This is a genomic window from Paenibacillus sp. BSR1-1, assembly GCF_030403775.1.
Classification (GTDB): domain Bacteria; phylum Bacillota; class Bacilli; order Bacillales; family Cytobacillaceae; genus Neobacillus.
This window is the reverse complement of record NZ_JAQMWQ010000002.1, coordinates 1-11,862: the sequence shown is the minus strand read 5'-3', so window position 1 is coordinate 11,862 and position 11,862 is coordinate 1. Positions and strand designations below refer to the sequence as shown.

Genomic DNA, 11,862 nt, shown 5'->3' with positions numbered 1-11,862 from the left:
AGTGAATAATCATGAAAAAACCGAAAATCGTAATCTTGGGTGCCGGATACGGCGGAATAATGACAACTAAAAAACTTGAAAAGCTGCTAAAACCAGGTGAGGCAGATGTAACCCTGATAAATAAGCATGATTATCATTATATTACAACCCAGCTTCATAAAATCGGTGCTGGAACAGCAGCAGACCGGCAAATTGCCATGTCCATTCCCGACTTAATTGACCAAGACAAAACTCATTTTATAAAAGGCACAGTCTCTTCTATTGATATCAACTGCCAGGAAATTCACCTAGAAGGCGGTGATACAATGGAATATGATTATTTATTAGTGGCATTAGGATTTGAGGTTGAAACATTTGGAATCCCTGGTATTAAAGAAAACGCATTTGAAATAAGAAGTTTTAGAAGTTCTAAAGCCATTTACCATCAAATTATCAAACAGCTAACTCTTTATAATGAGGATGAAGATCCTTCCCGCTTGACCTTTGTCGTGGCTGGAGGCGGCTTCACTGGAATTGAAATACTGGGCGAATTATGTGAAGGACTTCCTAAGCTATGTAAAAAGCATAAGGTTCCATATGATAAGGTGAGAATAGTCGCGGTTGAGGCTGCAGATTCAATGATTCCATTTTTTCCAGAAGAATCTATTCAATATACAACTGAAGTGTTAGAAAAAATGAATGTGGAATTACACACGGCAACCAAAATTTTGGAATGTACGCCTGAAAAAGTTAGTCTAGAAAATAATCTGGAGATTGCCGCACGGACACTTATCTGGTCATGCGGGGTAAAAGGCAACTCAATCCTGGAAAATTGCGAATTACCACTCATAAAGGGTAAAGTCCCTGTAGACCGCTTCCTTCGAGTTGAGTACAGGAAAAACGTCTTTAGCATCGGAGACTGTTCATTATTCATAAAGGATGAAAAAACAGCATTGCCTCCAACCGCACAGGTTGCCTTACAGGAAGCCGATGTATGTGCAAAAAATATTGTTGCCACCATACGAGGGAAAGATCTAACAGGCTTTGAATACCACCATAAAGGGTCTGTTGCCTCCATTGGAACAACGGCGGCAGTTGGAAAAGTTGGCAATTTCCGCCTTTCTGGCTTATTTGGAGGCTTTATGAAACAGATCATTGAAGCAAGGTACCTATATAATCTTGGTGGTCCTGCTCTTATTGTAAATCAGCATTTTGGTGTTAACCGTGAACCAGTAAAAATTACAGCAAAACAATAACCTTATTTTATTCAGTAATCCCCCCATTTAAGGAGAACAGCCCCATTTTTTTAATGGGGCTGTTCGATTAGGAGATCGGAATTAGGATTCTCGCCAATTCATTAAAATTAGCTGCAAGTTTAGCCTCCTGGTTTTGCGATGCAAAATAATTTATATCGCTAAAACGATGGAGGATTGTATACGTCATTAATTTTTTTTGCAGTACGTGATTAACCTCTATTTTTGGAAAACCATAAGACTCAAGGAAATGCTTAATAAGTTTTTGATTACTATTAAACATAAACATGATAGGTCCTAATAGATCATAGTCACCATCTCCCAAAAAACAATCAGCAAAATCAATAACGCCGGTTAACTTCCAATTTCCATTTCTATTGTTTAACAGTAAATTAAAAGGAGTGTATTCACCAGTAAGCAATTTATTCTCAGGATTTGTGTTAATATATTTTTCTTCCACATATAAATCTAAATCTGAATATAAATTCGAATTTAACTCCATATTTTGGTGGTAATGCTTCATATTTTTGAATTGTTTTTGTATGAAACCATTCCAATTACTGGGCAATTGTTTTAAACCCGTAATCGGAACTTCATGAAATTCCTTTATCGTCTTTCCTAAATCTTTACTTAGATTCTCTTGTTCCTCATTTGTTAATCGATCCCAAATATCAATTAACAGTTCCCCCTGCAGCTGGGTCATGATTAAATAATTCCAGCCTTCAAATGAACCATGATTGACCAGTTTTGGTGTATCGACGATTTTTATTTTTCCTTCAAGAATTGTGAGGACTTCTAATTCTCTCGTATACTGTTCATTTAAGTGCTTTGGAAATAACTTTATGACAAATTGATTTCCTCCGAAACTGTAAACAATGTTGGCACCATAATGAAATTTTCGAATGCCAGTTAATGGTAATTTTTCCTGAATCAGTATTTCCGCAATTTTTTGATCCCAAAAAGAACATTCCTCTTTAAGTAATTCATATTGTTGACTATTAATATCTGATAATATCATTATAGACTTTATACCCATTCTAAAAATTCAATACGATTGCCGAATGGGTCATGGACATGAATCCGTGAAGCTCCAGGAAGATTATCGTCAGATGTAAAATCAACTTGCTTACCCTGAAGGCGGGCTTTTAAGTCTTCAATATTTTCAACTACGAAAGCTGGGTGGGCCTTTTTAGCTGGTGCAAACGGCTCCTCCACTCCAATGTGAATTTGGAAGGTACCAAATTCAAACCATACCCCGCCGCGTTTTTTTAATTCCTCGGGTTTCTCTACCTCAGTCAATCCAAGGATTTCACCAAAAAATTCTCTTGCAGCCTCCTCACACCCTTTAGGTCCCGCAAGCTGAACATGATCGATTTTTTTAATGGTAAATGACATACTGACCCCTCCATTTCTTCATATATACACTACTATTTTATAAAATTAATAATTTTCTATCAAATATAAGTTATACGAATTAAAAACTATTTCCGCCAGAACGGAAATAGTTTTTCATTAAGTCTATTTTCGCATAAATTGTTGTTTTACGTATAAGTTTAAACACCCGTATAACTAGAAGCGTCGTGGCATCTTTTCGTAAGCACTTTTGCGAAAAATGCCCATACACTTAGTAATTGAATCTTATTAGGTTCCAAAAGAAAAAAGTTTACGAAAAGAGCATTTATTAATAAACATCTTTTTTTGTAAACACTATAAAGGAAACAAGAAGGGCTGCTGCCCACCAAACAAACAAAACCATCATTGAAAATGAAAGATTCATTCCTTCAATGGGTGGTGCCGTACCTTTCATGTAGTCGGTTAATCGTAAATTGACCATAAAAAAGTATTTTGCTGATTCCCAAGATGAAACCATATTACTTAAGATTGCACCTGAAATTAATGCAGCGAGCATTACTCCCATACCAGCGGCCGTACTCCGAATCAAAACGGATAACATAAAGGATAATGTACCAACGACGATAGAAACGAACCATACAAGCCCAAAATCCATTAACAAGAACTTCCATAGACTTAAAAGCTTCACTTCTGACGTATTTAAACCTGTATCCGTTACATTAAATCCTGTTAAAATCGGGGCTCCCCAGCCTTTATAGCCAAAAACAACCCCAGAAATGGCATAAGACAAAATACCTGCAATCGCAATCACTAATGACACTGCTAAACAGAGAGTTATGTATTTACTTAGGAGCACTTTCCACCGTTTCACAGGTCGTGTTAAAAGCAGCTTTATCGAGCCAAGGCTATGTTCAGATGAGACCAAATCACTGGCTATGACCATGACCATTAAAGGGATAAATAAATCAATCGAGCTTTCCAGGAAAATCCTCATGAAAGTTGGAGCACCAGGCTCTGCTGGATTAATGTCATGGTCCAGATAATATTGCTGCTGCTGTAAAGAGATTTGAAGCTGCTTTTTCCATTCGTCTGAAATTCGGCTGCTGCTTAACCGATTAGTCGTATCGACGATCTGCTGCTGTAAAATCGTTCGCCAGTCACTGGTCCCTAATTTTTCCCGCTGAGTTTGAACCTGCTTATACTGTGCATATGTAAATAACATAACGAGAATACCGATAATGATGGCAATGACAATCAAGCGTTTTTTAGCTATCAGCTTCATCATTTCATTTTGAATCAGTTTATTCAATCGTATCACCCCCGGTTAATTCGAGGAATAAGTCTTCGAGTACAGGCATTTTTCGATTGATTTCAATGACAGACACTCCTGCTTCCACGAGTCGTTTATTCCATTCCGGTGTCTTCTTTTCATCGAAATCAGTTAAAATGGTTCGATCGTCTTTTTCCTCAATGGATGTTAAGGAGCTTAATACTTGTTTTCCTTTTTCAAAAGGATCTATATGCCAAACCACTCTTTCTCGATTCTCCAGAAGCTGTTGTACCGTATCAACACGGATAATGACTCCTTTAGAAATAATCGCCACCCGGTCACATAAAAGTTGGATTTCACTCAATAAATGGCTGGAAACGAGGACACTTAATCCTTCTTCTTCTGCCAAAAAACGGATAAACTGCCGCATCTCTCGAATTCCTGCCGGATCCAGCCCATTTGTTGGTTCATCTAAAATTAACACTTTAGGCTTTCCCAGGAGTGCCTGAGCAATTCCTAATCTCTGTCTCATCCCTAAGGAATAGGTTTTCACCTTATCATGAATCCTTTCCGTCAATCCAACAAGTTCAGTAACTTCTCTTATTCGCTCATCGCCAACATCATCAAGCATGCGGGCAAAATGGAGCAAATTATTATACCCTGATAAGTATGGATACAATTCCGGATTTTCAACAATACAGCCAAGGCTGGTCATCGCTTCTTGAAAATGGTCTTCAATATTGTTTCCACAAATTTGAATACTGCCAGAGGTCGGTTTGATCAAGCCTACAAGCATACGAATGGTGGTTGTTTTGCCGGCCCCGTTTGGCCCAAGGAAACCGAATACCTCCCCTTCACGCAAATCAAAAGTCAAGTTCTTAATTATCTCTCTCCTTCCGATTACTTTTTTTAAATTCTTTACTGATAACGTGATTTTTTTCTCCATACTATTTCCCTCTCCTTACCAGGTGAGTAATGAAGCCACTCTTTCGGCAATTAAACGATACCCTTTCGAATTTGGATGAAACTTGTCCGAATAAAGATAATCATTAACTTTCAGTTCAAATAAATCAAATGTAGGAACAAATACGATTTTAGGAAAAGCTGCACTTACTTCTGCACTGTCGTAATTCCAGTGACGAACGACCTTTGACATTTCTTTTCCTTGATTCAATTCAATAAAGGGATTGTATAATCCAATAAAAAAAACGTTTGCCTTGCTATTGCTTTTACGGATTTGTTCGAAAATAAACTTCAAATTATCAAGATATTTCTTCTCTATAGCAGCAATGTTTCCTGCTTGGAAGTCAACTAATCCTTGTCCGCCTCTAAATAAATCGTTTCCGCCAATTGTTACGAGCACCATGTCAGCTTTTTGGATTTGTCTTTGTACTTCCTTTTCTCTGATTTGCTTTCTAAGCTGGTCCGATCTTTGTCCATTGATGCCGAGATTTGTTAGCTGAACAGGACGCTTTGTTTTTTCCTTAATTTCATCCATTAAAACGCCGACGTATCCTTTACCAGTCTCATCCCCCGTTCCACGTGTGAGTGAATCGCCTAGAGCCAGGATGGTTAATCCTTTTTTGTTTTCCACTTTTTTAGATACCGTGTTTGTTTCCGGTACTTTTTCTGGTTTTCCTGCATAATACTCACCCACTGCAAAGCCAAGACCGATCAGCCAGAGGAGGCAAAATAGGACTGATATGACAGTAATGGATCGTATGACATTTTTATTCAAAAAACTCATCCTTTCTGGCCTTTTCTCTTATTTAATCACAGATGAAGAATGAATCAAACTTTCAGGACTTTCATATATGTAATGTTCATTATTTATTAACATTTCATTGTTTGACTGGGCTGTTGATTTGCACTCCAGGCGCTTCGCTTTCCGCGGCGGTCCGGTGAGCCTCCTCGGCGCTTTAGCGCCTGTGGGGTCTCACATGCCCCGTTCTCCCGCAGGAGTCTTCACGCCTTCAGCTCCAATCAACAGTCTTAAATAATAAAAATGACCTATTTCAAAGTAAAAATAAAAGGAATCCGCATATGGATTCCTACTTTCTTTTTACCTTGTTTGTTCTTGTTTTAAGATTCCTTTTTTATATTTTTTAAATAGCAAAACTCCTAAAAGTAATATTCCGAGAATAATGCAAATTACCATTATGTATTTCTTAATGATCCCGTGAAATAAGAGCTCCCAATTCGGACCGAGCATTTTTCCTAAAAAAATAAAGCTGGAAACCCATAGAAAAGAACCTAAAAAAGAATAGATGGAAAATACCTTTAAAGGCAGCCGGGTGATTCCTAAGAAATAGCCCGTAATATGTCTTAAAACCGGGATAAAAAAAACAATAATTAAAAGCTTGTTTCCATATTTATTAAACCATACTGAGGTGGAATGAATCTTTTCCGGACGAAAACGCAACTGTGAACCATATTTTTCAAAAAAGGGCATACCAAGCTTTGCTCCAATATAGTATGAGACGATCATACCAATCACACAGCCCAGTGTAGCTGCAATGACACAGCCAATCCAGTTTAGCTGACCTTGAAATGAAAGAAAACCTGCATAACCCATCAAGGCTTCCATTGGAATCGGCAGTACGATGATCCCAAGTGCCAATGAGAGAAATAGGACGAGGTATCCATATTCGTTCATAAAGGAAAGTAAAAACTCCATATTCTTCACCTCTCCCTAAAAAATAGTTAAGACCATTTTTTGTCATAACTATATTTTATCCATCTTTTGTAATAACCATTATTTATTTAATAAAAAATGCCGGCTTCCTATTTGGAAACCGGCAAATTCCTCTATTAATCTTCTAAATTGCCCTTAGGACCAAAGAATTCAAAGTGGATTCTTTCTTCATTCACTCCTAGTTCCTTCAAAAAGCGATTAATTGCTTTCATAAAAGGTACAGGCCCGCAGAAATAAAAATCGGAATTTTCAATGGAGACTTTTTCTTGCAGCCATTCACTTGTTACATAGCCTTCAACATCGAAACGATTGTTCTTGCGGTCTTCCTCTGTTGGTGAATCATAGAAGAAATAGGATGTTACATTTTCCAGTTGAGCTAATTCCTCAACTTCATGCCTTAGAGCATGGACATTTCCATTGGCAGCGGCGTGGACAAAGGTAACCTTTCGTTCCGGCTGCACTTCCACAACAGTTTTTAACATGCTCATCATTGGTGTTACCCCAACTCCGCCACTTAATAGAACTAATGGTGTTGATTTTTTTGTATTAAGGACAAAATCTCCCGCTGGAGCACTTACCTTCAAAATATCCCCTTCATTCACTTGAGCATGAAGGTAATTGGAGACCATACCATCAGGACATTGTACTCCTGATTCACGCTTAACACTGATACGGTAATAATCTTGACCAGGTGCATCAGAGAGACTGTATTGACGAATATGGGTATATTCCTCTCCCTCAATCTCTAGCTTGATGCTGATATACTGACCTGGAATAAAGTCCGCGATTTCCTTTTGTTCCTTAGGCTTAAGGTAAAAGGACGTAATGACATCACTTTCAACCACTTTCCTATCAACTTCAAAATTTCGGAAGCCATCCCATCCGCCTTTTTGGCTTTCAGCTTCATCATACATTTCTGCTTCAATACTAATAAAGGCATCTGCGATGACATTATAAGCTTGAGCCCAAGCGTCAATAATTTCATCTGTTGCTGCATCGCCTAAAACATCCTTAATTGCAAGCAGCAGATGTTTTCCGACAATGGGATATTGTTCAGGTTTAATCCCAAGGCTTCGATGTTTATGGGCAATTTGTTTTACAACAGGAATAATGGCTTCAAGATTATCAATATACATGGCAGCGGCATATACCGTTCCTGCAAGAGCTTTTTGCTGCCTGCCCTGTTTTTGGTTTACATGATTAAAAACATTTAAAAGTTCTGGGTGATTCCCAAACATTAGCTGATAAAAGCGCGTGGTAATCTTTTCTCCATGTTGTTCTAAAACGGGTACGGTTGATTTGATGATATCAATTGTTTTTTGGTTTAGCATTTTTAACACTCCTTACTTGTTTTCCCTATTTCCAAAGTGATTATATTGCTAAATTGACATCAATTAAGTGATTTAAATCACACTTTGCTATGATTCATTAATTTTTGCGAAAATTTTCACAAATTGTTCACTTTTTCATATGACAAATATAACTAGTGATAAATTTGCTATTTTTGTATTGTGAACCTAGTTAGAAAAAGGATTTTATAAAGGCAGGATAGGAAAATATGAAGAAAGCAAAAATTGCTTGGATCACCGATACCACTTCTTCTCTAAGCAAAGAATTTATTCAACAGCACCATGTACATGTGATTCCCTTGCACGTTGTAATTAATGATGAATTTTATAAGGAAACAATTGATATTTCGGAACAGGAATTTTACGACCGAATGAAAAACGAGGACGGGAAGTTTCAGTCCTCTCAGCCTTCCATTAATGACTTTGTAGAACTTTATCGTCAATTAAAAGAAGACTATGACTTTGGAATTGCTATCCACGCTTCGAGCCTTTTAACTGGTACCTATCAATCCTCTGTCATGGCAGCTGACATGGAAGATTTTAAATTGTTTGCGATTGATTCCCAAACTGGGTCTTATCCGTTATCTTTTTTAATCAAACGCGGAATCGAACTGGTGGAGCAGGGGCTGGATATTCATGATGTGGTTGCTGCTTTAAATTATTATCGTGAGGACACACGATTATTTTTAGTGCCTTCCAATTTAGATCAGCTCCACAAAAGCGGACGTGTGTCAGGCAGCCAAAAACTATTGGCGTCTCTTTTTAATATCAAGCCAATCTTATCAATTGAAGAAGGAGCTGCAAAAATAAAAGATAAAGTCCGTACCGATAAAAAATCACAAGCGTGGCTTGTTAATAAATTAAAGGAAGACCTCGAATCTAAAAAGGTTCAAAAAGTAGCCATCGTCCATGCCAATGACTTGGATAGGGCAATCGGGCTTGAAAAATTAGTAAACGAATCATTCCCAGGGATTGAAACAGAAAATTTAATGCTAATAACGGTTGCGGGAGTACATACGGGGGTTGGGACACTTGGACTTTCGTGGGTATGTGAATAAAAGGACTCTATTTTAAGACATCCATGAGGACAGAACCATGTTTATAAATTTAACTCTGTCCTCAAAAAATTAATCGTTAAGTTATAAAATCCCTTTAGTTTTTGCCTCTTCTAACCAGAAAGGAAATTCGTTTAGAAGCTGATTATACAATTCTTCATCCGTTGTTCTTTCGATATCTTTAATATGGAAAAAGTTCGCATTATCGACAAAGCGTCCTTCCATCGAGTCTAATTTTTCTAGTACCTCAAAATTGGAATCTCCGATGCCAACAAATTGCCAAAAGATGGGCTTATTTGAAGATTCGACCACTGGTTTTTTTATCGTTCTTTTGCAGCCGCCATCGTTAATAAAAACGATAAATGCTGGTTCTTTTGATGAAGATTCAATGATGTATTTCTCAATAACGTCCTCCATTACAGGAGGCTCATCATTTCTCCCAAATTTATGAATCATATCGTTATTTAAAATATAGTCTTCAACATAATTGACAAAATCACTCTCAGTGACTGATTTTAAACGAGAAAATTCATTGTCATACACCCAAACATCCAGTGTGCCATCATCATCGAATTGGCTGGCAACTGCCAAAATCCGCTCAACCACCTTCTGAACAGTGCCATTTTTGTATAATCCTCTCATTGACCCAGAAATATCTAACACTAAACCAACTCGAGCCACAACTTTTGTCAGCTTCTTCTTTTCTAAAACGATACCTGCTTTTTTCTTAAGTAAACTAATTGTTGACATTTCATTCCCTCCTAAAATGTACCGTTGAAGTCCTATCTTTTGATAAAAGATTCTTCTATTATTATACTCTATTTGAAAAATATGTTAGTAATTTCAACCAATACTACTTTATTATTTTGTATAATATTGATAGATTGATATTTAAAAATTTTACGGAAATGGATTTGTAATCATGAAGAATAAGAAAAAAGGAATTCAGTTGCTGGGGTTATGTATGGCTCTAGGGCTGATCTATTTCGTCTTTTTACAAGTTAAGATTGGTCAATATAGTGATGTGGAAGCACCCAAGAATGCAGATTATTTGATTGTCTTGGGGGCACGGGTGAAAGGAACCGTCCCTTCACTAGCCTTTGCAAGCAGAATAGAATCAGCAGCGATATATTTAACGGAAAATGAAAATACAATCGTCATTGCCTCTGGGGGGAAAGGACCTGGGGAAGATATATCCGAAGCAGAATCCATCAAGAGAGAACTAATTAAAAAAGGAATTAGCGAGAATCGGATTATCCTAGAAGATCAATCAACTGACACATATGAAAATATTCGTTTCTCAAAAAAACTGATTCCAAAGGAAGCTAAGGCTGGCATCATCGTTACAAATAATTTTCATTTATATCGGGCCATTTCAATTGCACGTGACAATGATTTAGAAGTGAAGGGCATACCTGCGAAGACTCCTTTGATAGCTGTACCGAAATCCTATACTCGTGAATATCTAGCGATTACGAAGTTTTATTTAAAGAAATATATTCTAGATAGTATATAAGAGTACCAATTTTGGTACTCTATTTTTAATTGGTTATAGGGTCTTTGCAAATATGCAAGTGTCTCTTAATTCATTACCTTCTGCTGAAAAAGCATCATTTATTAAAATACCTTCTAAATTGAAGCCGAGTCGTTCAGGGATGGCTTTACTTCTTACATTTTTTGAATCACAGCGAATCTCAACTCTTCTTGCTTTCAATTCAGTAAATGCAAAATTTGTAATTGCTTCTACCGCTTCCGTAATGTATCCTCTCCCACTATAACGCGAGTCTATCCAGTAACCAATCTCAAATTTTGGCACATCCCAGTTAATTCTATGTAAACCAGAAGATCCAATGAATTGGCCAGTCTCTTTATCATAAAGATGCAGCCTTAAATCTTCCCGAGTTAAAAACTTGGCGTGTGCATCTCGCATGTTTGCTTCTACATCTAGCTCATTCTGCTTCCGATGGGCCCATGGCATCCATGGCTTCAGTTCTTCTATTGAAGCCTGCATAGCTTCGTAAACGGCTTGCCCGTCGCCAGGCATTGGTTTGCGGATCAGCAGTCTCTCTGAATAAAACTCATCTGGAAAGTCATTTAAAATAGGTTTCATCCTTTTTGTCCCCCTTCTGACATATTTAAATTCGCTGTAATTACTGAATTTCCTTTTATAAAAAGCAATTCGCTGATAAATTCGTTAGATTCGCCGATAAACTAGTCAGAATGATGCTAGTATAAAAAGTGGACACGGGTAGTGGCGTCATGTTTAAATCATAATCAACAATATTAAGGACGTGTTTAACATGGCGAAAAAACATAAAAATTACCCTACTGAGTTTAAAGAGTATGTTTCTAAATTGATCGTTCTCGACGGCCGGAAACAAGTTGATGTCTGTAATGAGCTTAAGATTCCCTATGATACGCTGCATAAGTGGGTTAGCAGCTATCGTAAGAAGCAGCAGGATGCAGAGAAAGCTAAACAGGATCAACTACTCACAGCTTCTGAATACAAGGAACTGTTTGAAGCAGAAAGATTAAAAAGGCTCGAGATAGAAGAGGAAAATGCCATCCTAAAAAAGGCCATGCATATCTTCACGCAGGAAAAGAAGTAAGGTTTGCCTTCATTCAAGCGCACAAGAATGAACATACCATTGTGAAGATGTGCCAAGTATTAGGTGTGTCAACCTCCGGTTTTTACGTATGGGAAAAGCGCCAGAGCCAGGAATCGACAGAAAGGGAAAAGTGGAACCATCAATTGGATGAGCGAATTAAGTTTCACTTTTATGATAACCTTTCGGCATTTGGCAGCCCTAGAATCCATGAAAGGCTAGTAAATCGGGATAACATAAAGGTTTCCCAAAAGACGGTGGCCAATCGGATGAGGGATTTGGGTCTGTTCGCTACTCCTCCA

The 11,862-nt window shown here is 37.6% G+C and carries 14 protein-coding genes; 5 read left to right on the top strand and 9 right to left on the bottom strand.

Annotation, left to right across the window (positions count from 1 at the left end; translation table 11 throughout):
- Positions 1 to 11 precede the first annotated feature (11 nt).
- Positions 12 to 1,235: an NAD(P)/FAD-dependent oxidoreductase gene (locus PH210_RS03215; protein ID WP_289983002.1), complete on the top strand. Its 1,224-nt coding sequence runs from the start codon at positions 12 to 14 to the stop codon at positions 1,233 to 1,235.
- Positions 1,236 to 1,302: 67 nt separating this feature from the next.
- Here PH210_RS03215 and PH210_RS03210 read toward each other — a convergent pair whose 3' ends face one another.
- From PH210_RS03210 to hmpA, 7 genes are all read right to left on the bottom strand, one after another.
- Entirely contained in the window at positions 1,303 to 2,250 is a 948-nt protein-coding gene (locus tag PH210_RS03210; RefSeq protein WP_289983000.1) for an aminoglycoside phosphotransferase family protein, read from the bottom strand.
- An 8-nt stretch (positions 2,251 to 2,258) separates the two neighbouring features.
- Positions 2,259 to 2,627 carry a VOC family protein gene (locus PH210_RS03205; protein WP_289982998.1) on the bottom strand — a complete coding sequence of 123 codons (369 nt, stop codon included), beginning with the start codon at positions 2,625 to 2,627 and terminating at the stop codon, positions 2,259 to 2,261.
- Positions 2,628 to 2,913: 286 nt separating this feature from the next.
- A complete protein-coding gene (locus tag PH210_RS03200; RefSeq protein ID WP_289982996.1) occupies positions 2,914 to 3,894 on the bottom strand; it encodes an ABC transporter permease in 981 nt (326 codons plus the stop codon).
- Positions 3,887 to 4,801, bottom strand: coding sequence for an ABC transporter ATP-binding protein (locus tag PH210_RS03195; protein ID WP_289982995.1), 915 nt, complete (start codon positions 4,799 to 4,801; stop codon positions 3,887 to 3,889). Before PH210_RS03195 ends, PH210_RS03200 begins: the two co-directional genes overlap by 8 nt.
- 15 nt (positions 4,802 to 4,816) lie before the next feature.
- On the bottom strand, positions 4,817 to 5,593 hold the full coding sequence (locus PH210_RS03190; protein WP_289982993.1) for an SGNH/GDSL hydrolase family protein: 777 nt from the start codon (positions 5,591 to 5,593) through the stop codon (positions 4,817 to 4,819).
- 324 nt (positions 5,594 to 5,917) lie between these two features.
- Positions 5,918 to 6,532 carry a DedA family protein gene (locus tag PH210_RS03185; RefSeq protein ID WP_289982990.1) on the bottom strand — a complete coding sequence of 205 codons (615 nt, stop codon included), beginning with the start codon at positions 6,530 to 6,532 and terminating at the stop codon, positions 5,918 to 5,920.
- A gap of 134 nt (positions 6,533 to 6,666) precedes the next feature.
- The gene (hmpA, locus tag PH210_RS03180) at positions 6,667 to 7,881 is read right to left on the bottom strand and encodes an NO-inducible flavohemoprotein (protein ID WP_289982988.1); all 1,215 of its coding nucleotides are present in this window, start codon (positions 7,879 to 7,881) and stop codon (positions 6,667 to 6,669) included.
- 227 nt (positions 7,882 to 8,108) lie between these two features.
- On the opposite strand from hmpA, the gene PH210_RS03175 reads away from it, so the two are divergent.
- Positions 8,109 to 8,957 (top strand): DegV family protein, encoded by an 849-nt coding sequence (locus tag PH210_RS03175; RefSeq protein ID WP_289982986.1) that lies wholly within the window; start codon positions 8,109 to 8,111, stop codon positions 8,955 to 8,957.
- 81 nt (positions 8,958 to 9,038) lie between these two features.
- On the opposite strand, the gene PH210_RS03170 is transcribed toward PH210_RS03175, so the two are convergent.
- Positions 9,039 to 9,704, bottom strand: coding sequence for a vWA domain-containing protein (locus PH210_RS03170; protein WP_289982984.1), 666 nt, complete (start codon positions 9,702 to 9,704; stop codon positions 9,039 to 9,041).
- Positions 9,705 to 9,876: 172 nt separating this feature from the next.
- Between PH210_RS03170 and PH210_RS03165 the strand changes: the two genes are divergently transcribed.
- Positions 9,877 to 10,470, top strand: coding sequence for a YdcF family protein (locus tag PH210_RS03165; RefSeq protein ID WP_289982983.1), 594 nt, complete (start codon positions 9,877 to 9,879; stop codon positions 10,468 to 10,470).
- 33 nt (positions 10,471 to 10,503) lie between these two features.
- Here the strand turns inward: PH210_RS03165 and PH210_RS03160 are convergent, their stop codons facing one another.
- A complete protein-coding gene (locus PH210_RS03160) occupies positions 10,504 to 11,064 on the bottom strand; it encodes a GNAT family N-acetyltransferase (protein WP_289982981.1) in 561 nt (186 codons plus the stop codon).
- Between the two features lie 190 nt (positions 11,065 to 11,254).
- Between PH210_RS03160 and PH210_RS03155 the strand changes: the two genes are divergently transcribed.
- Both PH210_RS03155 and PH210_RS03150 read left to right on the top strand, forming a co-directional pair.
- The gene (locus PH210_RS03155; protein ID WP_289982978.1) at positions 11,255 to 11,563 is read left to right on the top strand and encodes a transposase; all 309 of its coding nucleotides are present in this window, start codon (positions 11,255 to 11,257) and stop codon (positions 11,561 to 11,563) included.
- 47 nt (positions 11,564 to 11,610) lie between these two features.
- The coding region (locus tag PH210_RS03150; RefSeq protein ID WP_289983743.1) for an IS3 family transposase at positions 11,611 to 11,862 on the top strand (252 nt) is incomplete at its 3' end.